This window comes from Methylobacterium currus (genome assembly GCF_003058325.1).
Lineage (GTDB): Bacteria > Pseudomonadota > Alphaproteobacteria > Rhizobiales > Beijerinckiaceae > Methylobacterium > Methylobacterium currus.
The window spans coordinates 1-24,936 of sequence record NZ_CP028845.1 but is presented as its reverse complement, the minus strand read 5'-3'; the positions used below and the strand labels follow the sequence as shown (position 1 = coordinate 24,936).

The window sequence follows — 24,936 nt, the reverse complement described above, 5'->3', positions numbered from 1 at the left end:
TTCCCTCGCGGTTCACAATCCGAGGCTCGGCCCCAAGCTCAAGGCACGCTCACGTGTCAGGCTACGCTCCGGCACCAGGCTGCGCTCGAGTTCGTGCGACAGACCGAGCTCCGGCTCGGCCCGGAGCGCGATCCCGAGGTCCCCGCGCCGCAAAGCCAAAGCCGTCTCCAGCGCCGGATCGTCGGTCAGGCTCAGCCTCAGGGCCCGCATCCGATCTTCGATCGCCCCGCGCGCCTTCTCATGCTGCCGACCGGGCAAAGCCGCCCGCTGCGCCCTCAGATCGCTCCAGGAGCGCACGAAGCGCTCCGCGCGCGAGGCCGGATCGGCGAGGACCGCCGCCTCGCGGTCGAGAACCGCCGTCAGGGCCGCGAGGCGGGCGCGACCGGGAGACATCGCGAGCGCTGGCGCGGCTTCCGGATCGTGCTGCAGAGCCGAGCGCAGGGTTTCCCCCACCCCGGGGCGGGCCTGCTCCAGCACGGCCGTGGCGGCGCTGAGCTCCCGCGCCTGTCCTTCGAGCACGGGGAGGCCAGCCCCGACCTGGCGCTCACGAGCGTCGAACGCGCGAAGATAGCGCCCGAGCGCCGCTTCGAACCCAAACGTGGCGGGACTGCGCGTACCCCCAGGGTCTGGGATCTTCCCTGCGGCGTTCGCGGGTCTTAGCCCCGCCACCGGGACGATCGCCGACTCCAGCTGGCTCGGGCGGCCGGGTCTGAGCTTCAATCCGGCGAACGGGTCGCGCCGCGGCGCCGGCGGAACCTCGGCCGGGCCGGGTTGGCTCAGGCGAAGTCCCGAAAACAGCGCCCGTCGGCGCCGGGTCGTGGCCTCCCCCGCCCCGTTCGGCTCCACGGCGATCGTACTGCCGAGCCCGAACCGTTCGGCGATCCCGCGCCGCGCCGCGTAGGCCGACGCATAGTCCAGCGTCGTCTCTTTCGTGCCCGCCCGCGACAGCCGCGCGGCGAACCGGGCCGGTAGCGCCGCCCCGGCTTCCGTTGGACCGCTCAGCCCGAACTCGCTACCGTCGACGTAGAGCTGGGCGGCATCCCGGTGGCGGGTCATCGCCACGTAGGTCAGGTGACGGTCCATCGTCGTCGAGGCCAGTACGAACGCCCGGTCCACCGTCGCCCCCTGGCTCTTGTGGATCGTCGTTGCGTAGCCGTGGTCGAACGCCTGATACGCGTCCGTCGCCACCTCGACCCGGCGCTCCTCCGCCCCGTCGAGACGCACCACGATCCGCCCGGCTGCCACCGCCTCGACCGTGCCCAGCATCCCATTCTTCACGCCTAGGGCCCGGTCGTTCTCCAGGAACACCAGCCGGTCCCCCGGCGCGAACCAGCGCTCGCCGTCGTTGGTCGAGAACGCCCGCTCCCCCGCCTCCTCGCCCTGCGCCAGCGCCTCTCGCTTCTGCAACGCGGCCCGGATCCCGTCGTTGAGCGCCCGCACGTCGGCCCGGCGATGCGCCAGAACCACCCGCGAGCCGGTTGGCCGGCGCTCCCGGTCGGCGAGGTAGCCCCGCACGATCATCGCCTCGGCGTGCGCCCGGTCAGGCGCGATCTCGATCGCTCCGGCCTTCTGGTAGGCCTGCAGGCCCTCGGTCGTGCGGTGGCTGGCGAACGCCACCGAGGCCGCGCGCTGCCACGGCTCGCGCTGCCGGCGGATATCGGAGAGTTCGGCGTGCCCGATCGCTTCCGCGATCGCCCGGAACGGCGCTCCCGCGCCGATGGCCTGCAGCTGCTCGTGGTCGCCCACCAGCACCAGCTTCGCTCCGCGCGCCTCCGCCTCCGCGACGAACCGCGCGAGCTGGCGCGAGCTGATCATCCCGGCCTCGTCGATCACCAGGACATCGCCACTCCCGAGCAGCCCGCGCTCGTTGCGCCAGCCGAGATCCCACGAGGCCAGGGTGCGGCTGGGAATGCCCGAACTCTCCTCCAGCCCCTCCGCCGCCTTGCCCGCCAGCGCCGCGCCGTGCACCCGGTAGCCCTGGGCCTCCCAGGCGGCTCGCGCGGCGGCCAGCATCGTGCTCTTGCCGGCCCCGGCAAACCCCACCACCGCCGCGATCTGCTCCGGCCCGGTGAGGTGCTGGATCGCCTCGCGCTGCTCCGGCGACAGCCCGGCCGAGGCCTCGCCCGTGCTCGCCCGGATCGCCGCGTCCTGCATCGCGATCGCTCCGGCGACATGCCCTTTCTCGACCGGGTGCCGATAGCTCACCTGCATCCGCCCGGCGGCCTGGGCCATCCCGGTTTCGAGCGTCAGCATCTCGTGCGTGGTGTAGCGCGCCGCGCTCACCTCGCCGGTGAGCGGGTCGGTGCTCTCGGGTTGCAGGACCACCAGGGCCGGTGAGGCCATGACCATCGCGAACGCGTTCTGGAAGGTGGCTGCATCGTCGTCGAGCGCGCGGTGTAGCGCCCGGGCGATGTCGCGGGCGTCGAACACGCTCTTCTCGCCGGTGACCAGGGCGAGCACCTCCTGGGGCCGCTTCGCGATCACCGCCGCGTTGTGGGCGGCATCGGCCGGATCGAGGCGCTTGCGCTCGATCGTGCCGCCGCGCCGCTGCACGCTGGTCGCCGCCACACCCACGTGCTGCGTCGGTGCGAGGGTCAGCCCGCGCTCGGCGTGGCTGCGATGGTCGATGGTCAGATCGAGGCCCTCGCGCGCCAGATGCGCGTTCGCCAACCCCTCCCAGGCCTGCCGGATCGCGACCAGTTGCGCCTGCGTGGTCGGCAGGCCGCGCGGCATTAGCTGCTTGTTGGCGAGTTCCAGGGGTGTCTTCGCACCCAGGCCCTCGGTCCCGACCACCCGGGTGGTCATCAGGAGGTGGGCGTGGTGGTTGCGCTCGTCGCCGCGGGAATGCGGTTCGTGGATCGCAAAATCGACCGCCGCGCCGGTGCGATCGGCGAGGTCCTGGGCGAAGGCGCGGGTCAGCGCCAGGCGCGCCTCGCCGGGCAGCTCGTGCGGCAGCGCGACGACGAACTCGCGGGCGACGCGGGCATCGACGCGTTTCTCGGCCGCCTCGGCCGCGTTCCACAACGCCGAACGATCCTTGGCCCAGGCAGCCTCGACGCCCTGCGGCAGCACGATCCCGGTCGGCCCGATGCCGATACGGCCGGTGTAGTTGTGCACCAGGCCGTCGCGCAGGTTCTCCAGCCGCTCGCCGGCCCGGTAGGCGGCAGCCGCCACGGCGCTGCGCCCGGAGGAGCGGGCGACGACCGACATCTGGCAGTAGTAGATCGCCACGCGAGGCTTGCTCCTTCTGGCCGAGCTTAGCAGCAAAAGGGTCGCTCCGCGACCCGTAGCTGCGCTCTTCCGCCGCTGTCGCTTCGCTCCGACGCTACGGAAGATGTCCGCTGGCAGGACCTTTTGCGGGACGAAGGGTGCGCCACCAGTGTTGCACCGCAGCCGTTCTCTAGGGAAGCAACGGCCAACGTTGATCAGTGAGCTTGGCCATGACGCGTGCGACGGCTACAACGGTCGAGACTGACCCCGGGAGATGATGATGGCGCGGCGGACGATCGAGGAACGCATCGCGCGCCTCGAGGCGCAGAAGAAGAGCCTGCAGGCCCGCCGCAGCAAGCAGGAACGCACCCGCGATACCCGCCGCAAGGTCCTGCTCGGTGCGCTCGTGCTGCAGCGGCTCGAGGCCGGCCACGATCCCGCCTTCACCAAGCGCCTCGCCGACTGGCTCCGCCGCGAGCTGCCGCCCTTCCTCACCCGCGACGCCGACAGGGCCTTGTTCGCCGATCTGATCGGCTCACCGGCCGAGACGCCGAGCACGGACGATCCCGCAGGACAGACCGAGGCGGATGGCAGCGAAGCGGCGAGGCCGCAGGATGCCGCCTGAGGGAGCTGCCATGAAGGTCGTACACGGCAACGCCAGGCTCGAAGCATATCTCAGGAGGCGAACCTGGGGCATCGCCTTGGGCGGCACCCTCCTGGTGATCTTCTGCCTCGCCTGTGCGTTCGTCGAACACCTCGATCCCTGATCCACGGCGCCATCACCGATGCCACGGCTTGCGACGGTGCCAAGCTTCCGATCCGACGCCGGCTGTGTGAGGTCGAACCGCCTCGCTGGTCTGCGTAGAAGCGGTCGCTGCGAACCGTGAAGCCGTCACAGCGATCCTCGTGGTTCCGCCGCAGGGGGGTTCTCCCTCCCGCGAAGCTTGCCGGCTGGGCCGATCGGCGCAGATGTCGGGATCGGCCTGGACCGTCGAACCCGGTTTCGCTTCCGTGGGGATCGTCGCGGCTTGCGACCTCGGCCGAGACTGCATCATCGACCAGGAAGGCACCGGGATCGGCAAGCTCCTGGACCGTTGTCTGCACCGCGAAGGGCGAGGGCTCGTCGCGATGGCTCCTCCCATCCTCGCGCCTCCGGAAGCGTCTGTGGCCAAGCTCTGGATCCTGTCCGACCTGCACCTCGAGACCCTGCCCGATCCCGACGGGTTCCGTCCCGCGCCGCCGGCCTTCGACGTCCTGGTGGCCGCCGGCGACATCCAGGAAGGTGATCCCGGCTGCGGCTTCGCATTCCTGCGCCGCCTCGCCGGCGACAGGCCGGTGGTGTTCGTGATGGGCAACCACGAGCACTGGAACGGGCTCATTGACGAGGACCTCGCCCTGGCCGGGATGCTGGCCGAACGCGCCGGCATCACCCTCCTCGACGGCACCAGCGCGGTCCTCGCCGGATGCCGGTTCGTCGGCACCACGCTGTGGAGCGACTACCGCCTCGCCGGCTACCTCGATCCTCGCACGCCGACCGGCGAGCCGGTCGAGGTCGCGCACGAGGGTGGCAGCCACCTCCTGACCATCGGCGACGCCGCGGCCCTGCACCGCCGCGCTCGAACCGCGCTGGCGGCTCGCCTCGAAGAGGATGACGGCGCCTTGCCCCTGGTGGTCGTGACCCATCACGCGCCCCACCCAAACTGCATCCATCCGGCCCAGCGCGGCACCTGGAATGCCGGGAACTCGGCCTCGGATCTCTCCGCCCTGACCGATGCCGGTCGGGCGGCTCTATGGGTGCATGGGCACGTGCATCACGCGGTCGATCTGGTACGTCCGGGCGGGACGCGCATCCTGTGCAATCCGGCCGGCGCGGGCTTTTCCAATCCGGCCTTCGCGGACGGCTTGGTGGTCGCGCTGGGCTGAAGCCGGACCGGATCCATCGCGCGATGAATTGCGCACCAGGCAGGAATGACGCGGCAACGGATCATGTCCACGATCGAACGCCGACGGGCCAGCAGGCATGCTCCCGTTGTCCCGGGGCGTGCTCGGCCCTTAGATCGGAGGAACGAGGGTGTCGGGCAGCGAGGCCAGCCGGAGGGTCGATCGCTATGAAGATGAATGACGCGACGGCCGGCATCGAGGCCAAGCTCACGATCATGACCTGGCTCATCGTGCTGATCGGCATCCTCATCGCGGTCATCTGGCTGCCGCCCTTCATCGCCCTGTTCGCCCGCGGCTGAGCGAAGCGCAGAGGATCTGACGGCGCCCTCGGTCGGTACGCCGCTTCGTCGATGCCGCGGCCGCGCCCGTATCCCTTAGCTGGTCGAGGTCGCGAACAGATCGAGCTGGCGCGCATCCACCCGCCGGCGTGACGCCCGATTGGTCGTCACGCGGCGCTCCGGCACGACCGGAGGCACCGTCGCGGATCTCGCCGTCGGCGTGAACGGTGGCAGCGCCTCGCGCGGCTTGCCGTGCAGCACGGCCCCGACGATCGGGCCCGACTCCCCGCACCGCAGCACGTACAGAACGTGCGTCGGCGAGCGCAGGATCTCCTGGCGCAGCTCCTCGCCGGCCGGCAGATCCGAAAGGGCGGCCATCAGGCAGCGCAGCCCGGCCGAGGCGACCAGCATCGCCTCGAACTCGATCTCGCGCAGGCCCCAGCACTGGCGCGCCGCCCCGGCCGTCGCCGACGGGAACGGATTGGCCGCGAACGCCGTCGCCGGGTCGCGCACGAACGCCGCGAGGCGATCCCGCTCCACGATGCGGCTGGCGCCCAGCGCCTCGACGAGCCGGGCCTTGTCCCCTGAGATGTCCCGCAACCGCGTCCCCTTCCGATCGGGAGCATCCTTCGCCCGCGTCAGCCAACCCGCCATGATCGTGAGGGGGGTGTCGGGCCAAGGCCCGACGTCCGCAAGCTCGAGCGGTCGTTCGCATCCGGGATCCTGCAGAGCATGGCGGCTCACGCTGTCACCCCGGCTATCTCCTCGGGATGCTGCGAGCCTCGCCGGCCCGGATCGCAGCAGCGGCGGCCGCAGCAATCCGGGCCATGAACTTCCGCGAGAACCGGCCGAGCGGCTTGATATCCTCAAGCGCCCATGACGCGGCGAGGTCGTCGGTGTTGAACTCGTCTACCACGACCCAGGCCGGCGTACGGAGTTTGGCGCGGCGGGCCTCGGTCTCGGGGATCTCGACGACGTGGCCGGACGACCCCGGCGGCTGGCTGGTGATCGGAAACAGCAGGGGTCTGCGACGCCCGTCCTTGCCGATGACGATCAGCATGACGCAGGTCGGGCGCGCCTTCCGGCCGGTCTCTTCGCCGCGATCGTGCTCCCGCGCCCACAGGTAGGAGTAGAGGACGATCTCGCCGTGTTGGGGCTCAGTCATCGCGCCCGTCGTCCTGCGCGACGGCGTCGAGCCCGGCCAGGATCTCGTCGCGCTCCGCACCCCTCAGGTCTTCGGCTCGGTGCGCCCGCTGCGAGCCCACGCCGGACAGGCGATCGAACTGCTCGGCCGTCATCAGGACGAACTTGCGCTTTCCGCGCTTGGTGATGTCCACGGGGCCACGGAAGGCCGCCTCGACCACCTCCCCGGATTTATTGCCGAGGTCCGTCAGGGTGAAACTCGCCATCGCCGCCTCCTGTGCCATCCATAAAATAGCTGTATTAGCTATTTTCAGCAATCCGGATGGAAGGCGAGCGTGCGGATCGGCCGGTTCCCCGGTCTTGTGCCAACCGAACCCGTTTCAGCCGGTCGGTCACTCCCTGGCCGCCTCGGCGCGCCGGTCCGCGATCAGCTCGTCGACCACGCTGACGCCGTCGGGAACGTACTCTCGGGCAAGGGCCTGGATCCCAGCGATCACCGCGTCGCGTGGGCGAACCCGAAGCTCGCCATGGACCACCTCCAGGACGACGGTATCGCCGTCCTGGAGCCCGAGCTCATCCAGCAGGTCGGCCGGGAGGACGAGCGTGCCGCCCTCGAGGATCGTGGTCGACCGTGAGGCCATGGGATTGCCCTTCCGTTCAGCGGACCACTTCGACGACCAGGCCGGGGATCCTCAGGTTCGCCCACGCGCGATCGGTCGTCAGGACCGGGACGCCGAGCTTGATGGCCAGCGCCATGCAGGTGCGGTCGCCCAGCCCGCTGCCGTGCCGGCGCGTGGCCTCGGTCAGGAGGGCGGCGGCGAAGGCCGCCTCGCGGTCGTGGGCGTGCAGGTCGAGGCGCAGTTCCTGCACCATCTCCTCGATCACCGGGCGGGACAGGCCGCGCAGGAGCAACGCCTTGACGAGCTCCTGAAGGTTGACGGTCGACATCGCGGCCTGGCCGACGCGCGCGGCCACCACCCCGGCACCGGGCTCCCCACGCAGGAGCGCAATTACCGCGGAGGTGTCGAAGACGACACCGCTCATGCGCTGGCATCCTGACCGTCGCCGTCGTCGGCCCGCCGCTCGTCGAGGAAGGCGGCCGAGTCCGCGTCCTGGGTGGCATGCTGGCGATAGAGCGCCTGGAGTTTCGAGACGACGTTGGTGATCGGTGACAGCCGCACGTCGGTGCCGTCGACGGTGACGATGATGCGCGTTTCGCCCGTGATGCCCATCGCCTCGCGCACGGCCTGGGGGAGGAGCATGCGACCGTTGGCTGCCAGTTTCACATCGGTCACGAACGCCATGAGTTATACCCGCCCCATTGTTGCCGCGTCACTTCCTATCAAATTCATTCAAAAATGTCACTTTGATGCGAATGACACCCACCGCCCTCATGTAGGGTTGTGACTGATGCCATGAGAGAGGCGATGCCAGAAGCATGAGCCGCATAATGGTATACCGTTCAGCACCAATACCATGACACACCGTCGGTATGTGGCAAAACGGTCGTTTCTGATTTATGCATCGGAGCGGGCGCGCAAGCCACCCTTCTGGCACATTTTGAGGCTCAAGATGCCCCGTTTCGGCTATGCCCGCGTCTCCTCCACCGACCAGGATCTCACCATCCAGATCGACAAGCTGAAGGCCGCCGGCTGCACGGTGATCCGCGCGGAAAAGCTGTCGGGGAAATCTGCCGACGACCGGCCCGAGCTCGCCACCGTGATGCAGTTCCTGCGCGAGGGCGACGAACTGGTGGTGGTCCGCCTTGACCGACTCGGCCGCTCGACCCGCGACGTGCTCAACCTCGTTCACGACCTCGATCAGAAGGGTGCCTCCCTGCGCATCCTCGATCCCGAGCTGACGACCGGCGGGGATGTCGGACGGATCGTGGTCACGGTGCTCGGGATGGTGGCCGAGATGGAGCGCAAGTTCATCCTCGAGCGCCAGCGTGCCGGGATCGAGGCCGCCAAGGCGGCCGGCGTCTATGCCGGCAAGGGGCGGCCGAAATCCGTCCCCGGGGACGAGATCCGCCGCCGCCACGCCGCAGGTGAGGGGCCAACCGCGATCGCTCGCGCGCTCGGGGTCTCTCGCCGGAGCGTCTACCGTGCGATCGGGGTAGATGATGCGCGCCAGGCCTTCACGCTCGACGCCATGACGGACAAAATTCCCGATGGCCTGTTGCATGCGGCGAACGCCTGCGAGCAGGAGCATGGTTCGGGAGATTGAACCTGCGGCAAGCGCAGCCTGGCCCGGGCACACGCCCTCGACACCTTCCTCACCAACGAGGATGCCGAGCAATCCAGGACCCTGCGCAGCTCGGCGTAGGCAGGGACAGTGGCCCTGGTGACCTTCTCGGATCGGATGACGCGGCATCCAGCGGCAGTGAGGGCAGCCGAGGTGGAGGGTGAGGTCTTGGTCGGTGGTGCTGACGCGCATCCTCTATGATAAGGCGAGGCGGGGACGCTCACACGCGCTGTGAGTCCGGGCACCGGTACATCCCGACCAAGGCGTTCTTGCATCCTTCCGCGAACGGAAACTCATGAGCAGTTTGAAATTCGGAACCTCCGGACTGCGCGGCCTCGTGACCGATCTCGTGGGACAGCCTAGTTTTGCCTATGCCGCGGCGTTCTTCGCCTCGGTCGGCAAGGAGATGGGAACCAGCCGCGAGGTCGTGATCGGGCGTGACCTGCGCAACAGCAGCGCGGGGATCGCCGCAACGGTTGCCACGGCGGCAGCCGCTGCCGGTCTCACGGCGATCGACTGCGGCCCGTTGCCGACGCCCGCCCTCGCCCTTGAGGCGCGGCGGCGTGGAAGTTGCGCCGTCATGGTCACCGGCAGCCATATCCCGGAGGATCGGAACGGGTTGAAGTTCTATCGCGCCGATGGCGAGATCACCAAAGCCGATGAAGCCGCGATTCTGGCAGCGCTCGGTGAGGTCGCGACAGGCGCTCCCGCTCCTCCGGCCGTCGCGGCCCGTCAGGAGCCGGACGCCATCGCGCGCTATCGCCGTCGGTACCTCGACGCCTTCAATGCGGACGTGCTGTCCGGCCAGAAGATTGCCGTCTACCAGCAAAGTTCGGTCGCCCGCGACCTGCTGATCGACGTTCTCGCCGGTTTCGGAGCCAGCGCCGTGCCGATCGGCCGATCCGAATCGTTCGTTCCGATCGATACCGAGGCCTATCGACCGGAAGACGTCGCCTTCATCCGCGAGGTCATGGCATCGGGTGACTTCGACGCGCTCGTGACGACAGACGGTGATGCGGATCGGCCCCTGATCGCCGATGGCACCGGCCGCATCGTGCGAGGGGATGTTCTCGGACTCATCACGGCCCGATATCTGGGTGCCGACACCGTCGTCGTGCCCGTGACAGCCGGCTCCGCCATCGAGCGTGCGGGTGGCTTTCAGCAAGTGCTGCGCACCAAGGTCGGCTCCCCCTTCGTGATCGCCGGTATGGAGCAGGCCGCGAGGGATGGCGCGAAGGTCATCTGCGGTTTCGAGGCGAATGGCGGGTTCCTGCTCGGATCGGATTGTCCGATCGGCGACAAGGTCCTCCCGGCTTTGCCGACGCGCGACGCGGTACTGCCGATCCTCGCAACCCTGGCCGCAGTCCGGGAGGCCGCGATGCCGCTGGCTGATCTGGTCGTCACGCTCGACGTCGGCGAGACCGCGAGCAATCGCCTCCCCAACGTCGCGGCGGAGCGGAGCGGCGCCCTCCTCCGGCAGCTCACGGACGAGACGTTCCGTCGGGAGTTCCTTCGTCCTGTCGGAGTGCCGCAGGCCGTCGACGAGCAGGACGGGGTCAGGATCGGCCTCGATGGCGAGCGGACGATCCACTTCCGGGCGTCGGGCAACGCGCCCGAACTGCGTTGCTACGCGGAGGCGAAGTCTGCGGAGGCGGCCGAGGACCTGGTCCGATGGGGGCTGGCGGCAGCAGCGGCGGTGATGGACGGGAACGCGAAGTAACATCGCCCCGGCCTCCCCGCTTTCACGGTTCGTCCGCAACGGGCAGACCGAAAGCCGTGCGCGAGCAGAACCAGCCGTTCGCGCACGGTCCAGACACCTGCAATGTGACGAAGCACGTACACGCCGCTGGCAACACGAGCTGGCGGAACCCGGGGCGGATCTCTGGCAAGGTGCCCTCGAGGCGGCCTGAGATCGCATCGCGGATCGGGCCGGAGCTCGCAGTCGACCCACCCGAGATGCCCGGCATCACTTGGGCAGCGGTTCCGGGCCCTCTCTCCGGCCGGATCACCTGATGGTGCGGTCTCCGGCTCTGTGCTGCCGTTCCGAATGTTTCGCCTCGGACCGCCCTGCGAGACGTGAGTCTGTTCGCGCTCGAGCCTGCCATCAGCGATCCATGCTGATGTTCCGAACGGCGATAGATATAGAAATAATATCAAAATCAATAACTTAGCTCAATTACCAGCTGGTAACGCGTGGGCATCGCACAACCGGTCGCCGGCGAATGGCCGCGCGGCGGCTCGGAACCTGAACTGCCCCTCGTGCAGGAACGGCTGGCGCTTGCATCCTCGGTGCCGCCAGCCCGACGCGCCGCTTGTCCTTCAGGCGATCGCTCTCGCCCGTGATCGTCATCACGCCGACGTAGGGCGGCTTCGATCCAGCATCGCCGCCATCGACACCGCGCCGCTGGCGAACGTTGGGTCCCACGCCCCGAACGACAGGTCCGCCCGCGCGCAGACGGAAGGCTCCGGCGTCAGCGCTGGATCGGCTGCACGGGTCGCGTCCGCCTTTATCCGCGCTACGTCGCGAAGTAGCCCAGCGCGGTCGACAGATGCGTCCGGCCCGACGTCAAAGGGTCGGGATCAGATCCACCCAACGACGCTCTGTGGAACACGACGACTCCTCCCGGTACACCGACCGTCATGGTTGGAAGCCGAAATCTCGGTGGTGGAAACGTGCTATTCGAAGTCCGCAAGGGCTAATGGGGGCCCGGTGAGAGGATGGTCGAAAACGTACGCTAAGCCCGCCGACCGGTGCGGGCGAGGAGCTTTTCTCCGTCTGGCCTGATCGCCCCCTTGGGCGTGACGTGCCGGTAGAGGGTCTGCCGGGTGATGCCGAGTTCCACGCAGAGGTCGGCGACGCAGGTTTCGGGGTTTCCCATCGCGGCCTGAGCCAGGCGCAGCTTGGCGGGCGTCATCTTGAAGGGGCGACCGCCCCTGCGGCCCCGGGCGCGAGCCGCGGCCAGCCCGGCCTTCGTGCGCTCGGAGATCAACTCGCGCTCGAACTCGGCCAAGCCGGCGAAGATGGCGAACACCAGCCGGCCGTTGGCCGTGGTGGTATCGATCGAGGCGCCTTCGCCCGACAGCACCTTCAGCCCGACGTTGCGCTTCGTGAGATCCCCGACCAGGTTGACGAGGTGGCGCAGGTCGCGGCCGAGCCGGTCGAGCTTCCACACCGCCAGCGTGTCGCCGATCCGTAGCGCCTTGAGGCAGGCCTCGAGCCCGGGACGATCGTCGCGCCGACCGGAGGCGGCATCCTCGTAGATGTGCCCGGGATCGACGCCGGCCGCGACGAGCGCGTCGCGCTGCAGGTCGTGCACTTGGCTGCCGTCGGCCTTGGACACCCGGGCGTAGCCGATCACGGTCGTCATTCATACGTCCGTCTGCGTGACGGAGCGGCATTGCCCGCCGATCGGTCAGCATGATGTCACACAACCCGTCTTGTGGTCTACGCTCCGTGAACAGGCCCGCATTCCTGTTTCGTGACGGATGGGAAGCGGATGCCGGCCAAGACTATCTTGTCACCGGCGCAGCGCGCCGCGATCTTCGACCCGCCTGCCGATCACGCGACGATCGAACGACTCTACACCCTCGGTCCCGCCGACCTCGTGCAGGTGGCACGGCGTCGGCGAGGTCCGAACCGGATCGGCCATGCGGTGCAGCTCTGCTACCTCCGTCATCCCGGACGCGCACTGGTGGCGGGTGAGGCGGTGCCCGACGCGATGCTGGAGTTGCTCGCCGGTCAGATCGGATGCGATGCCACCGACTTCGCCAGCTATGCCGCCCGCCCGACGACGCTGCGCGAGCATCGCGCCGAGATCGAAGCCTGGCTCGGCCTGCGCGCCTTCGAGCGGGCGGACGTGCGATCGATGCTGGCGGTGGGGTCGGAGATCGCCGCCTCGACCGACCGGGGCGAGACGATCGTCGCCGGCATGGTCGATCGGCTGCGGCTGGGCCGGATCGTGCTGCCGGCCGCATCGACGCTGGAACGGCTGGCGCTCATCGTACGGACCCGGGCGCGCAAGGCCGCCCATGCCGGGCTGATCCGAGACTGCCCGGCCGAGCAGCAAGCGGCGCTCGATCGCCTGATCGCCTCGGACGACGACGGCCGCACCCGGCTCGGCTGGATACGGGAGTGGCCGGAGGCGCCGTCGGCTGCCAACCTGAAGGGGATCGTCGAACGGCTCGACGCGGTGCGCGCCATCGGGATCGCGGCGGACGGGGCACGCCGCATCCATGCCGCCCGCTACGCCGTCATCGCGCGCACCGCCGGCCTCGTCACCGCCCAGCACCTGCGCCGCCTCGAACGTCCTCGTCGGCTCGCCATGCTCGTCGCCTCCATGATCGAGATGGAGGCGGCGCTGACCGACGCCGCCCTGGTCATGGTCGAGAAGATGGTGGGCGCGCTGTTCCGCCGTGCCGACCGCACCCGCTCCGACCGGCTGCTCGGGCAAGCGCGGATGCTGAAGGACACGGCCCGCCTCCATGCCCGGCTCGGCCGCCTGCTGGTCGAGGCCCGCGCGAGCGGGCGCGACCCCTTCCGCGCGATCGACGACCGAGTGGGGTGGGATCAGCTGGAACGCAGCATCCGCTTTGCCGAGGATCTGACGCGCTCGGTCGATGACGGCCTGGAGGATGTGGTCGAACGCTATCCCGCCGTGCGGCGGTTCGCCCCGACCTTCCTCGCCGCCTTCACCTTCCGCACGGCGCGGTCGGGCGATCCGCTTCTCGGTGCGATCGAGGCGCTGCGGACGATGTACCGCGACGGTCGATCGGTCCTGCCGAAGCGGGTGCCGACCAGCTTCATCAGGCCGCGCTGGCGCAAGGTCGTGCAGCCGGTCGAAGGGACGATCGACCGGCGCGCCTACGAGATCGCGGTGATCGTCCACCTGCGCGAGCGGCTGGCCTCGGGCAGCATCTGGGTGGACGGCAGCCGCGCCTATCGCACGCTCGACGATTATCTGCTGCCCGTGCCCGCGTTCGAGACGATGCGCGCCGATGGCAACCTGCGCCTCGCCGTGTCGCCTGGGTTTGCCCAATGGCATGAGGAGCGCCGCACGCTCCTGGCCCGGCGTATGACCGAGGTGGAGCGCGCCGCCGCGGCCGGTGGGCTGGTCGACGTGACGATCGAGCGCGGGCAGCTACTGATCTCACCCATCCGGCGCTCCCCGGCCGACGAGGCCGAGGCGTTGAAGAGCCAGCTCTACGCGATGCTGCCGCGTGTCCGCATCACCGACCTGCTGGTGGAGGTCGCCGCCTGGTCGGGGTTCGCCGACCGCTTCGTCCATGCCCGCAGCGGCGTACCCGCTTCCGACCCGGCCGCGCTGATGGGCGCGATCCTCGCCGACGCGACCAACCTGGGCCTCGGGCGCATGGCGGAAAGCTCGCGCGGGCTGACGCTGCCGCGCCTGCGCTGGACAGCGGAATGGCATGTGCGCGACGAGACCTACCTGTCGGCGCTGGCGGCGATCGTCGATTGCCACACCGTGCATCCGCTCGCCGCGGTCTGGGGCCCGGGCGACACGTCGTCGTCGGACGGGCAGTTCTTCCGCGCCGGCGGTCAGGGCGAGGCGCGCGCCGATCGCAACGCCCGCTACGGCACCGAACCCGGTGTGCTGTTCTACACGCACGTCACCGACCGCTTCACGCCGTTCCACACCAAGGTCATCGCCGCCAATGCCGGCGAGGCCGCCCATGTCCTCGACGGCCTGCTCGATCATGAGAGCGACCTGGTCATCCGCGAGCATGCGACCGACACCGCGGGCGCGGTCGATCATGTCTTCGGCCTGTGCCACCTGCTCGGCTTCCGCTTCGCGCCGCGCATCCGCGATATCAACGAACGCCGGCTGTACGGCCTGTCGCCGCTCGACCCGTGGCCGACGCTGCGCCCGCTCGTCGCCGGGCCGGTCAACGTCCGCGCCATCGAGGCGGACTGGGACGAGACGCTCCGGCTCGCCGCCTCGATCCGGGCCGGCACCGTCAGCGCCTCGGTCATGCTGCGCAAGCTCGCGGGCTATCCGCGCCAGAACCCCGTGGCGCGTGCGCTGCGCGAGGTCGGGCGGGTCGAGCGCACCCTGTTCATGCTCGACTGGTTCGACGATCCCGGCCAGCGGCGCCGGACCGGCAGCATCCTCAACAAGGGCGAGGCCCGCAACGCGCTCGCCCGCGCCATCTTCTTCAACCGCCTCGGCGAGCTGCGCGACCGCACCTTCGAGAACCAGCGCCATCGTGCCTCCGGCCTGACCCTCGTGACCGCGGCCGTCACGCTGTGGAACACCGTCTATCTCGATCGCGCCGTCCGCCATCTGCGCGGCAGCGGCGTCGCGGTGCCCGACGAACGGCTCGCCCACGTCGCCCCGCTGGGCTGGGAGCATGTCGGCCTCACCGGCGACTACCTCTGGGCCGAAATCGACAAGCCCCGCGAACGGCTCAGGCCGCTCCGCCTCCACCAGCAAGGCCGCGACGCTTAGCGTACGTTTTCGACCATCCTCTCACCGGTCCCCAAGTCCGCCGCGTCCGGGGCAGGAAGCGACCACGGCCTCCAGGGCTGCGCGCACGCGGAGGAGCTCGGAGATCTTTTCGTCGACCTCCGCGATCTTGTGCTGGGCCTGGGCTCGCACCTCGGCGCAATCGGCGGCCGGGTTGGCGCGCAGGGCGAGGAGTTCCTGCGTCTCCTTCAGGGAAAACCCGATCCTCTGGGCCTGCCGGATGAAGCGGATGCGGCCGACCACCTCGGGCGAGTAGGTCCGATACCCGGCTCCTTTGACGGGCTGCTCGATCAGACCTTGGCGCTCGTAGAAGCGGATGGTCTCGACGCCCACGCCGGCGTCCTGCGCCGCCTTTCCAATGGTCAGATCCCGCATGTGCTGTCCTGGCATCACCAAGTCCGCAAGAGCCTAAAGTACGTACCATAGTACGGAGTCAAGCGGTCCCTTGGCAGCGTTGGCGACGGGCTAGGGCCTGTTGTCGCTTGAACTCTCTGCGAGGATGAGCGTTTCCCCGCTTTGAGCGAGGAGACACGATGCTGACGGACGCTCAGTGGGCCGAACTGGAACCGCTGGTGGAAGCCTGCCGGCCCAAAGGCAAGACGCCGCCCCAAGAGCTGCGCCGCACGATCTCAGCCATCCTCTGGCGGCATCACAACGGCGCCTCTTGGAGGGCCATTCCAGCCGAGTTGGGTCCCTGGTGGCAGGCCGCCCAGATCTTCATCCGCTGGGCGCGCGCCGGCGTCTGGGAGCGGCTGCTCGACCTCGTGCAGAGCCGCGGCGTCGCGCTGGGCATGGTGTTTCTCGACGGCACGAACATTCGAGCCCACCAGAAGGCGGCGGGCGCGGCCAAAAGGGGGGATCTGGAGCCGAGCGAGACCATCGTGAAGCTCTTGGCCGCTCGCGTGGCGGCTATGGCACCAAGGCCTGCGTGATCGCCGATGGACGGGGCCGCCCCGTCGGTTTCCGCCTCGCGCCCGGTCAGGCGCATGAACTGCCCCACGCCCTTCCGCTGCTCGATCAACTGCCCGGGGTGCCGAAGTGGGTGGTGGCCGACCGTGGCTTCTCCAGCCACGGCTTTCGCGAGGCGATCTGGACCGCCGGGGCCCGGCCCGCGATCCCGACCAAGAGCAACGAGGCCCCGCTCGCCTGTCCTGACTGGATCTACACCAATCGCAACATCGTCGAGCGACTGTGGGCGCGCCTCAAGGAATGGCGGGCCGTTGCCACACGCTACGAGAAGACTGCCGTCAGCTTCATGGGCGTCCTCTGCCTCGCCGCTACGCTCCTCTGGATCAAGTGACGACAGGCCCTAGTGAGCTATAGGGTCTAGGGAGATCATTCCACTGCGGCCAAGGCCTGCTCGATGCAGTAATCCGGGTGGCGGATGCGCGCTGTGGCCGGATTGAAGAGGGCCTCGACTGTTTCCCTGAGCGGCGTCTGGTCCAAGCGTTCGGCGACCCGGTCTGACTTGACCGGTGATCCTCCCTCGGTTTCACGGTTCTCCCTCACTTTGATATTGGTGGCGAATTCGGCGTGCCTCCTGCGATGAGAGGACGACCGCGCAATGCGCTTGAGCGACGATGCAGCCCCAAGCCAGCCAGGGGTGGGCGATGTCGCTCGACGTGAAGCGCACGTACGTCGTGCCTGACCAGACCGCGCAGGTCGCGCGGGCGATCTTTCCGAATGGCAATCCGGTCATGCGCCTCTACGACGACCTGTATAGGGTCGTGGCGGATCGCGACTTCGCCGACCTGTTCCCGGCCCGGGGACGGCCCGCAGAGGCACCGGCCCGACTCGCGCTCGCGACGCTCCTGCAGTTCATGGAGGGGCTGACCGATCGGCAGGCCGCCGACGCGGTTCGCACGCGGATCGACTGGAAATACCTGCTGTGTCTGGAACTGACTGACGTTGGCTTCGACCACACTGTCCTGAGCGAGTTTCGCACGCGCCTTCTCGCGCACGGGGCGGAAAGCCGCCTCCTCGACGCAACTCTCAAACTGGCGCGAGAGCGCGGACTGCTGAAGGGCGGCGGACGCCAGCGCAGCGACTCCACGCACGTCCTCGGGGCGATGCGCACCATGAGCCGGCTCGAAGTCGTCGGCGAGACATTGCGCTACGCACTGAACGCGCTGGCGACGGTGGCGCCCGACTGGCTGCGCGCGTGCACGACCCCGACATGGGCCGAACGCTACGAGCTCCGAGCGAGCGAGTTTCGGCTGCCCAAGAGCCAGACTGGGCGCCGGGCGTGGGCGGTGCAGACCGGCGTCGATGGCTTCACGTTGCTGGCTCTCGCCACAGCGGACGGCGCGCCGCCGGTTGTGCGGGACGCCGCGGCCCTTGAGACCCTGCGGCGCGTCTGGGTGCAGAACTTCCTGGTCGAGCACGGGCCGGAAGGCGCCCGCGTCGAGTGGCGGACGAATGATCAGGTGCCGCCGTCGGGTCGCTACATCGGCTCGCCCTACGACGTGGAGGCGCGCTACGCGAGCAAGGGCGCGACGGTGTGGAGCGGCTACAAGGTGCACCTGACCGAGACGTGCGACGAGGGCACCCCGAACCTGATCACCAACGTTGAGACGACGACCGCCGCGGTCTCGGACGACGCCACGACTTCGACCATCCACGCGGCGCTCGCTGCACGGGGCCTGCTGCCCAAGACCCACATTGCCGACACCGGCTTTGTGAATGCGGCGCTGTTCGTCGACGCCCAGGAACGCTACGGGGTCGACCTGATTGGCCCGACGCGCGGCGACCGACAGTGGCAGGCGCGGGCCGGCGCTGGGTTCGCCGCACGGGACTTCGCCATCGACTTCGTTCAGCAGCGGGCAACGTGTCCAGCCGGCAAGCGAAGCCAGAGCTGGACGCCGGCGCTCGCCCGCGGCACGACGCCGGTGATCAAGATCAAGTTCGCCCCCAGCGACTGCCGAGCGTGCCCGCTCCGGCCGCAGTGCACGCGCGCGAGCACTGCACGCCGGGCGATCACGATCCGCCCAGAGGCGCAACACGAGGCTTTGCGCGTCGGGCGGGCGCGGGAGCAGACCGCGGATTTCGCAGCCGAATACGCGCGGCGGGCCGGCGTCGAAGGCACGATTGCCCAGGGTGTGCGGTCATCTCGGCTCCGACGAACGCCGTACTTTGGGCACGCGAAGACGCACCTTGCCCACCTGATGACGGCAGCCGCGATGAACTTGGCACGCTTGCTGCGGTGGCTGGCAGACGAACCAAAGGCGCGAACACGGCACTCAGCCTTTGCGCGGCTGCATCAACTCGCGGCCTGACTGAGCTGTGCCGAATTCGCCACCAATATCACTTTGCGTGGATCAGGCAGCGAGGAGGACGTGGCGACGGAGGAGTGCGAAGCTGGCGCGGCCGTACATGGTGCGTTTGAGCATCTTCAGCCGACTGATCTGCCCTTCCGCCTGCGCGTTGCTCCAGGACGTCGTCAGCGCCGCCCGAACGGCCGCCCTATCCTGCACCAAGCCGGCTGCGAAGGTCGCCAGCGCCGCGACGCCACAGCTCCGCGTCTCCAAGAGCCATCTGTCGAGTTCGCCGACCGCATCCGCCGGTCGGTCGCCGCCCAGGCCGCAGGCGCGCACCAGCATCGTGAACCGCTGCGCCAGATCGGCCACGCGTGCTGCCTCGGCATCCTGCCGGATACGAGCGAGATCGTCCGTGGCGCGGGGCGGCAGTGTCGCGACGGGTTGCCCCAGGATCTAGGCCAGCTGCTTCGGAGACGCGATTTGGTTCTGCTCTGGTACCCTCGGCGCGCGTCGCGCCGGTCCGCGACAGCCACTAAAAAACTAAAACAGGGGAGGATCAGGTGATGCCCGTGATCCATCTCGCCCGACCACCGCCACCAGGGGCGGTCTCGAACTCCTCGAAGTCGTGAAAGGGCGTGTTCTGATGCATCATTGCACTGCCTGCAGGACGAGCCTGCGTTGGACCGGGTCCGCAAGGCCGGGGATCTTTGCGGCGAGGGTGAGCGCCCAGGCGCCCTGCATCGAAAGATCGGTCTCGAAACGGTAGTAGCCGGGCAGTGTATCGGCCTGAAGCTCCAGCGGGGCCGCCATCTGGCCCATCCCGTCAGGCGACATGTCGATCCGGCTGATGAACAGGACCGCGTCCGGAACCACCTTGCCGGTGCGCTCGTCGACGAGCCGGACCAGGATGGTCGTGCCGTAACCCTGCTTCACCTCACGCTCGACGAGCTCGAAGGCATAATGGTCCGAAGCGGCGCGGCTCAAGGACGACGCGACGGCGACGCCAGCGCCCATGAGAAGCAGCACCAGCGCGAGAGTGCGCCATAATGGGAGGCGCCGCCACGTGGGGGCGGCCGCAGCAGGTGCTGCGGCCAGCGGTGGCGTGCGAGGTGGGGTGCTCAAAACTCAGGGCCGCCGGCAGTGCCGCCGAGGTTTTGCTGAGCTGGCGGGCGCTCCGGGAACTGCGCGTTGCCGCGCGTGCTGCTGCGGAAGTCTCGTCCCTGGACGTCGCGCAAGACGCGCGTGCGGTTCGGGCTGCCCGCGAGGCTCCCCGTCATCTCCGGATCACGCAGGGCGGGCTTGAGATATGATGCTTGGAGGCGCGGACCGGTCCGCGTCTGCCAACTGGGCGCGGCCGATGCCGTGCCCACGAAGGCCAATGTTACGAGAGCAATGCCACCGAAAGTTTCATGATCTTGTCCACCGTCCTTTGAGGGAGCGCCCTTGCTTCAGTGCCATTGCTCATGGAGTTCGGAGCTCAAAATCTTTTCGTTACATCCGGATGTGCGGGATGCCCGGCGCCTTCCCGACATCGCCGGGATCGAACATCGGCACGCCGATGCGTGGCCTTCTCGGACTGTGCTCCGAACTCGACCAAGAGACGCGTCCCCTCACGCCTCGCCAAGCCGTCGTAAAGCCGGACGATCAACGCCGACCGCGGCGGCATCGGAATGGCCGGCTGGGCAACGAGTCTGTGAGGCTTGTCGCCTGCGCTTACTTGAGTAGGCCGAGGACACGAAAGCCCGGCCGCGGCAACGGACGCCGCTACCGGCGCCCTGTGCCGTGATGTTTTAGCCCGTCTTATTCACCGGGCAGTGGCTTGCGGCGTGTTTTGGGCTGATGGCGCGCGGGCTCGGGCGTCTGTTCTGACGCGTGTGGACCTGGATCGTTCTGTCAGCACTGGAGGGACGGGAGCGGGTTTGTGGGGGCATCACGGCCCCTTGGTTTAGCCAGGTGCTGGGGGCGAGCGTGGTCGCAAGATGGCTCAGTAGGTCGGCCTCAGGACAGGCGGTGGCGAAGGCGAGGCGAACCCGGCTGGCGGTCTCGCGGATGCGGGCGCCGAGCTTCAGGAGGCGCAGCCGGAGCGTGGCGAACTCGGCCGTGGCGAGGCGGTGCGCTTTCGGGATGGCCTCACGCACGCTCAGCATCAGCCAGTAGGCCGCCGTGTGCAGGACGAGCCGCATCTGGTTGGCGGCGGGATGCCGGCACGAGGTACGGTCGGAGGCGAGCTGGCTCTTGTGCAGCTTGATCAGGTTCTCGGCCTGTCCGCGGGCACAGTACAGGTCGGCATAGAGCCATTCCGGCGTGCCGGTCGTGATGTTTGTGACGACATAGCGGACGTCGAGGCCGAGCCGGGTCGCCTCGATACGGGCGACGACGCGCCCGCTCCTGCCGCCAGGATTTGGCCGCGTGCCGGGTCTCGGCAAAGCCCCGCACCGCGTCCTCGTTGTCGATGGCTCGCACAACTCTGATGTGATCGGCCGTCTGTTCCACCTTGGCCGCCAGCGCTTTGGTGCCGGTCAAACCGAAGACGTAAGCGACGCGGTTGTTCTCGCACCAGTCCATTGCCTCGGGCCGGCCGTAGTGGCCGTCGCCCCGGATGGTGATCGCGGTGTTCGGCCAATGACGGCGGATCGCCCGGACCAGGCGGCGCAGATGTCCACGCACTTCGCGGCCCGGGCGTCTTGCCCGGCCGCAGGATCATCGCGACCGGGCGGCTGGTGGCGGTGTCGTAGACGTGGATCGGCAGAAAGCAGCGCTCATCGTGATGGGCGTTGAACAGCGACAGTTGCTGCTGGCCGTGCACCACGTCGCACGTGTCGTCGATGTCCAGGGTGACGGCGTCGGGCGGGACGGGGTAGCTGGCGCAGTAGAGGTCGACCAGCACCCGCCCGAGCCGGATGAGGTCGCGCAGACCCGGCGTGTTCTCCAGCCGCGAGACGGTGGGCTGGCTCATCAGGTCGTGCCCGCTCTCGGGCAGGCGGCCGCAGGCGAGCTTGAAGGCGGGGTCGGCGCAGGTGGTCGAGGTCGTCCGCATCCTCATACCCGCAGGCAATCGCCAGGATGCGCGCCAGCAGGATCTCGGGCAACGGATGCAGAACCCGGCTGGGGTCACGCCGGTCCGGGATCACAGCAGCGAGCTTGTCGGCAATGTCCAACCGCCGGGCGGCCTGGGCGAGCAGCAGGACGCCGCCATCCGAGGTCAGGCGTCCGCCATCGAAGGCGGCTGTGAGCTTCTTGCCCCGAACGGATGGAAACGCGAACGGGAGACACGTAGGATCGGACATGGCGGGCGTGGCAGGCTCGGTGCGATCTGAAGGCTTGGCGTCAGCACCCAATCCCTAAGCTACAACAATGCTTTATGCTACGCTCGCCACCCCAGATCCACCGTCCTCGTGAATAAGACGGGTTAGAACTTCGCGCCGGCGGGCCTCGGCTGACGGTGCGCAGGTCGACGCGGGGCGTTGTTGATCGAACCGGTCGTCAGGTCTCTCGGGGGCGGAGCGAGCGTCGACGGTGCAGCCGCCGTCCGGTGATTCCTCCACGATGGGGGCAGCGACTCCCAATACGCAGCCGAGGCCTGATTTGGCAGGCCCGAGACTAGGAAAGCTCCGACGCCCAGAACGACGAAAGTTCTTTTCATGGCGGGATCCCTTTTATGCTCTTGAAGCTTGATGCTTCTTCTTGCAATTTCGGAATGGCCGCTCACGTTACAAGGCTGGGCGAATAGTTGGTTAAGTCGGACACGCTCTCTCACTGCTTCAGCCAGGGGGCGCTCTGCGCCGTTGCGCTGGCTCTCACGGGCGATGCACGCTCTTTCGCTAGACGTATGAAGATGCTTCGAAAATCACGTCGCGCGCGGTGCGTTTTGTCGGTGTCGGTGCGTCAGCCCTGATCCCTGCGCCCGCTGAAGTGAAGAGATAGAAGCCGTCACGCTGTGCTGCGGTCCGGGCCGTAGCCTTATCAAAACCGCGTATTCTGAAGCCTCTTTTTCCGAGGGTGCCTCGGAACCACCAAGCGGCGCCGAAGAGGAACGCGGGGATCACGCGACTTGTCGGGACTGCGCAGAACAGATCCTGAGCGAACCGGCTCTCGAAGATGAGGTATCCCGAGCTGCACCCCGGCATGCTGAGCGAGGCGGAGCAGGCGCTCCCAGACACCAAGGCGGGTCCAACGGACGAAGGTCTGCGCGGCGCGAGCCCAGGGACCAAACTCAGCTGGGATGGCGCGCCACTTGGCCCTGCTCTGATGCCGCCAGAGGATGGCCGAAATCGTCCGGCGCTGATCCTGCGGCGGGGTCTTGGCCCTCGGCCGGCGTGCCTCGATCAGCGGCTCCAGCTTTCTCCATTCTGCGTCGTCCAGCATCTCTCCTCCCAGTCAGGAGGAGCAAACGCCCGCACACGGAACACGTTCAAGGCAAACAGGCCGTAGACAGCCGATCCTTGCGGACGACACCATCGACACTTCAACCCGCAATTGGCAGCTTTGGCCGTGTTGTTCCGCCGTCCGGCGAAAGTGCACCGATGATGTTGCACTCAGCAATGGAGCCGCAACCACAACGATCGATGACGTCTCTCAGTTCATTCGACAACCTCATGAGGTCGGAAATTTTCTGCTCGATCTCCGACAGATGCGCACGTGCGATAATGTCCACCTCTGCGCAAGACCTGTCGCGCTGGTCCGCCAGGGCGAGGAGTTCCCGGACCTTCTTCACCGTGAAGCCCAGGTCGCGGCTGCGGCGGATGAAGCTCAACCGGCGCAGGTGCTCGTCGCCATAGGACCGATAGTTGCCGTCCGTCCGCGGCGGAGCCGGAAGCAAGCCCACCCGCTCGTACCATCGGATCGTCTCGACCTTGGTGGCCGTCGCCGCCGCGAGGTTGCCGATGGTCATCGCATCGATCCGCGACATGCCCTTGACCCTATAGTTGCTACAGGGTTCATATAGGGGCGCTAAGGCTCGAAGCAATCGTGCGAGCCGTGGAGCAGAACATGTCCAACGCCGCTGTCGCCGCGGCCCCGCCGGTCCCTGCGAACTTGGTCTCGCTGCGATATCGGGTGAAGGGCATGGATTGCCCGAGCTGCGCGGGCAAGATTGAGACGGCGGTCAGGCGCCTGCCCGGCATCGCAACGGTTCGGGTGAACTACACCAGTCAAACCCTCGACCTCACGCTTGATGAGACCGGAACGCCGCGCGACGCTCTTGAGCAGCGTGTCGGGGCGCTCGGGTATCCCATCACGTCCCTTCCGACGGCGGCGGATCTGGCCCGATCGCAGGCGGCCAGCCTCGACGCCTCACTGGCCAAGGTGGAAGCAGAAGACATCGACCTGCCGTTCTGGCGAACCCCCAAGGCCACTCTCGCCATCGCGGTTGGTTCCCTTTTTGCGCTCGGCTTGCTGTTCGACCGCGCAATGCCCGAAGTAGCAGGCGAGTTCGCGTACTGGCCTGGAGCCCTTGTCGGACTTTCCTTCTATGGCCGGCGCGCATTCGCGGCTGCGCGGAATGGCTCGCCTTTTTCCATCGAAATGCTGATGTCGGTGGCAACGGCCGGTGCACTCGCAATCCACGCGGCCGAGGAAGCGGCCGTCGTCGTCCTGCTCTTCACCGTCGGCGAGATGCTGGAGGTCGTCGCAGCTGGGCGGGCGAGGGCCGGCATTCGCAGCCTCGTCGCGCTGGTGCCGAAGATGGCCCGCCTCGTCGACGACGTTGACGGATCGGCGCGGGAGGTGCCCGCTGTCTCCCTTCGCATCGGTCAGACCGTCGTAGTGCGTCCGGGCGACAGAGTGCCGGCCGACGGAGTGGTGACGGACGGGGCATCGAGCCTCGATGAGTCCCCCATCACGGGCGAGTCGGTGCCTAAGGCCAAGGAACCCGGTGACGCCGTCTATGCTGGCAGCGTCAACGCCGACGGTGCTCTTCAGGTTCGTGTGACGCGGAGGCCGCTGACAACATGGTCGCGCGCATCCTGCACCTGGTCGAGGAGGCACAGGCCTCGAAGTCGCCGACGGCGCGCTTCATTGATCGGTTCAGCGCGATCTACACCCCCCTCGCGTTCGCGTTCTCCGTCCTGGTAGCCGTGGTGCCGCCGCTACTACTCGGCGGGGACTGGGGCACTTGGATCTACCGCGGGCTGGCCCTCCTGCTGATCGCCTGCCCCTGTGCCCTCGTACTCTCGACGCCGGCCGCCATCGCCTCCGGGCTAGCGCGGGTGCGCGGCGCGGGCTGCTCGTGAAAGGCGGCGCGGCTCTGGAGACCATTGGTCGGGTGCGCACGGTCGCCTTCGACAAGACGGGCACGCTCACGGCGGGACGTCCCCGTGTCACGGACATCTTACCCTTCGGGCCGGATGCTTCGGAACGTTCCATTATCAGCCTTGCCGC

20 protein-coding genes and 5 pseudogenes are annotated in these 24,936 nt (G+C 68.3%); 10 read left to right on the top strand and 15 right to left on the bottom strand.

Going from position 1 to position 24,936, the window contains the following annotated elements; all coding sequences use genetic code 11:
- Positions 1-12: 12 nt before the first annotated feature.
- Positions 13-3,231, bottom strand: coding sequence for a Ti-type conjugative transfer relaxase TraA (gene traA, locus DA075_RS34750; RefSeq protein ID WP_099957618.1), 3,219 nt, complete (start codon positions 3,229-3,231; stop codon positions 13-15).
- 259 nt (positions 3,232-3,490) lie between these two features.
- On the opposite strand from traA, the gene DA075_RS34745 reads away from it, so the two are divergent.
- The 4 genes from DA075_RS34745 to DA075_RS38335 all read left to right on the top strand — a co-directional run bounded on the left by DA075_RS34745 (position 3,491) and on the right by DA075_RS38335 (position 5,450).
- Positions 3,491-3,835: a mobilization protein gene (locus DA075_RS34745; protein ID WP_099957683.1), complete on the top strand. Its 345-nt coding sequence runs from the start codon at positions 3,491-3,493 to the stop codon at positions 3,833-3,835.
- Between the two features lie 10 nt (positions 3,836-3,845).
- Positions 3,846-3,977 carry a hypothetical protein gene (locus DA075_RS38340; RefSeq protein WP_276330952.1) on the top strand — a complete coding sequence of 44 codons (132 nt, stop codon included), beginning with the start codon at positions 3,846-3,848 and terminating at the stop codon, positions 3,975-3,977.
- Positions 3,978-4,338: 361 nt separating this feature from the next.
- Complete coding sequence (locus DA075_RS34740) at positions 4,339-5,133, top strand: metallophosphoesterase (RefSeq protein WP_244936719.1); 795 nt, start codon at positions 4,339-4,341, stop codon at positions 5,131-5,133.
- Positions 5,134-5,318: 185 nt separating this feature from the next.
- A complete protein-coding gene (locus DA075_RS38335) occupies positions 5,319-5,450 on the top strand; it encodes a hypothetical protein (protein WP_276330951.1) in 132 nt (43 codons plus the stop codon).
- 75 nt (positions 5,451-5,525) lie between these two features.
- Here DA075_RS38335 and DA075_RS34735 read toward each other — a convergent pair whose 3' ends face one another.
- The 6 genes from DA075_RS34735 to DA075_RS34710 all read right to left on the bottom strand — a co-directional run bounded on the left by DA075_RS34735 (position 5,526) and on the right by DA075_RS34710 (position 7,876).
- Complete coding sequence (locus tag DA075_RS34735) at positions 5,526-6,029, bottom strand: hypothetical protein (protein ID WP_174800203.1); 504 nt, start codon at positions 6,027-6,029, stop codon at positions 5,526-5,528.
- 157 nt (positions 6,030-6,186) lie between these two features.
- A complete protein-coding gene (locus tag DA075_RS34730; RefSeq protein WP_099957617.1) occupies positions 6,187-6,594 on the bottom strand; it encodes a hypothetical protein in 408 nt (135 codons plus the stop codon).
- Positions 6,587-6,838 (bottom strand): type II toxin-antitoxin system Phd/YefM family antitoxin, encoded by a 252-nt coding sequence (locus DA075_RS34725; protein WP_099957616.1) that lies wholly within the window; start codon positions 6,836-6,838, stop codon positions 6,587-6,589. Before DA075_RS34725 ends, DA075_RS34730 begins: the two co-directional genes overlap by 8 nt.
- A 126-nt stretch (positions 6,839-6,964) precedes the next feature.
- Positions 6,965-7,213, bottom strand: a complete 249-nt coding sequence (locus DA075_RS34720) for an AbrB/MazE/SpoVT family DNA-binding domain-containing protein (RefSeq protein WP_099957615.1) — start codon at positions 7,211-7,213, stop codon at positions 6,965-6,967.
- A gap of 16 nt (positions 7,214-7,229) precedes the next feature.
- Positions 7,230-7,616, bottom strand: coding sequence for a PIN domain-containing protein (locus DA075_RS34715; protein ID WP_099957614.1), 387 nt, complete (start codon positions 7,614-7,616; stop codon positions 7,230-7,232).
- Positions 7,613-7,876, bottom strand: coding sequence for an AbrB/MazE/SpoVT family DNA-binding domain-containing protein (locus DA075_RS34710; protein WP_099957613.1), 264 nt, complete (start codon positions 7,874-7,876; stop codon positions 7,613-7,615). Before DA075_RS34710 ends, DA075_RS34715 begins: the two co-directional genes overlap by 4 nt.
- Before the next feature lie 268 nt (positions 7,877-8,144).
- Here DA075_RS34710 and DA075_RS34705 point away from each other — a divergent pair, with 268 nt between their 5' ends.
- Complete coding sequence (locus tag DA075_RS34705; RefSeq protein WP_244936722.1) at positions 8,145-8,798, top strand: recombinase family protein; 654 nt, start codon at positions 8,145-8,147, stop codon at positions 8,796-8,798.
- Between the two features lie 313 nt (positions 8,799-9,111).
- Positions 9,112-10,536, top strand: a complete 1,425-nt coding sequence (locus DA075_RS34700; RefSeq protein ID WP_099957612.1) for a phosphohexomutase domain-containing protein — start codon at positions 9,112-9,114, stop codon at positions 10,534-10,536.
- Between the two features lie 1,015 nt (positions 10,537-11,551).
- On the opposite strand, the gene DA075_RS34695 is transcribed toward DA075_RS34700, so the two are convergent.
- On the bottom strand, positions 11,552-12,184 hold the full coding sequence (locus DA075_RS34695; RefSeq protein ID WP_096488053.1) for a recombinase family protein: 633 nt from the start codon (positions 12,182-12,184) through the stop codon (positions 11,552-11,554).
- Positions 12,185-12,313: 129 nt separating this feature from the next.
- Between DA075_RS34695 and DA075_RS34690 the strand changes: the two genes are divergently transcribed.
- Positions 12,314-15,283 (top strand): Tn3 family transposase, encoded by a 2,970-nt coding sequence (locus DA075_RS34690; protein WP_096488052.1) that lies wholly within the window; start codon positions 12,314-12,316, stop codon positions 15,281-15,283.
- 21 nt (positions 15,284-15,304) lie between these two features.
- Here the strand turns inward: DA075_RS34690 and DA075_RS34685 are convergent, their stop codons facing one another.
- The gene (locus DA075_RS34685) at positions 15,305-15,676 is read right to left on the bottom strand and encodes a MerR family DNA-binding protein (protein ID WP_099957611.1); all 372 of its coding nucleotides are present in this window, start codon (positions 15,674-15,676) and stop codon (positions 15,305-15,307) included.
- Between the two features lie 158 nt (positions 15,677-15,834).
- Between DA075_RS34685 and DA075_RS34680 the strand changes: the two genes are divergently transcribed.
- A protein-coding gene (locus DA075_RS34680; protein WP_099952440.1) for an IS5 family transposase occupies positions 15,835-16,601 on the top strand; the annotation gives its coding sequence in 2 pieces (ribosomal slippage) (positions 15,835-16,150 and positions 16,150-16,601; 768 coding nt in all).
- Between the two features lie 35 nt (positions 16,602-16,636).
- Here the strand turns inward: DA075_RS34680 and DA075_RS34675 are convergent.
- Positions 16,637-16,786, bottom strand: a pseudogene (locus tag DA075_RS34675) (IS481 family transposase); the annotation flags it as partial.
- A gap of 125 nt (positions 16,787-16,911) precedes the next feature.
- On the opposite strand from DA075_RS34675, the gene DA075_RS34670 reads away from it, so the two are divergent.
- Positions 16,912-18,576: an IS1182 family transposase gene (locus DA075_RS34670; protein WP_099957598.1), complete on the top strand. Its 1,665-nt coding sequence runs from the start codon at positions 16,912-16,914 to the stop codon at positions 18,574-18,576.
- 42 nt (positions 18,577-18,618) lie between these two features.
- On the opposite strand, the pseudogene DA075_RS34665 reads toward DA075_RS34670, so the two are convergent.
- From DA075_RS34665 to DA075_RS34635, 5 genes and pseudogenes are all read right to left on the bottom strand, one after another.
- Positions 18,619-19,051: pseudogene (locus DA075_RS34665) on the bottom strand (transposase); the annotation flags it as partial.
- Between the two features lie 155 nt (positions 19,052-19,206).
- The gene (locus DA075_RS34655; RefSeq protein ID WP_099957681.1) at positions 19,207-19,572 is read right to left on the bottom strand and encodes a FixH family protein; all 366 of its coding nucleotides are present in this window, start codon (positions 19,570-19,572) and stop codon (positions 19,207-19,209) included.
- Positions 19,573-20,513: 941 nt separating this feature from the next.
- Positions 20,514-21,845, bottom strand: a pseudogene (locus DA075_RS34645) (IS1380 family transposase); the annotation flags it as partial.
- Positions 21,846-22,653: 808 nt separating this feature from the next.
- Positions 22,654-22,923, bottom strand: a pseudogene (locus DA075_RS34640) (transposase); the annotation flags it as partial.
- A 100-nt stretch (positions 22,924-23,023) separates the two neighbouring features.
- On the bottom strand, positions 23,024-23,449 hold the full coding sequence (locus tag DA075_RS34635) for a MerR family transcriptional regulator (protein ID WP_099957680.1): 426 nt from the start codon (positions 23,447-23,449) through the stop codon (positions 23,024-23,026).
- A 98-nt stretch (positions 23,450-23,547) separates the two neighbouring features.
- On the opposite strand from DA075_RS34635, the pseudogene DA075_RS34630 reads away from it, so the two are divergent.
- Positions 23,548-24,936 (top strand): annotated as a pseudogene (locus tag DA075_RS34630) (heavy metal translocating P-type ATPase); the annotation flags it as partial.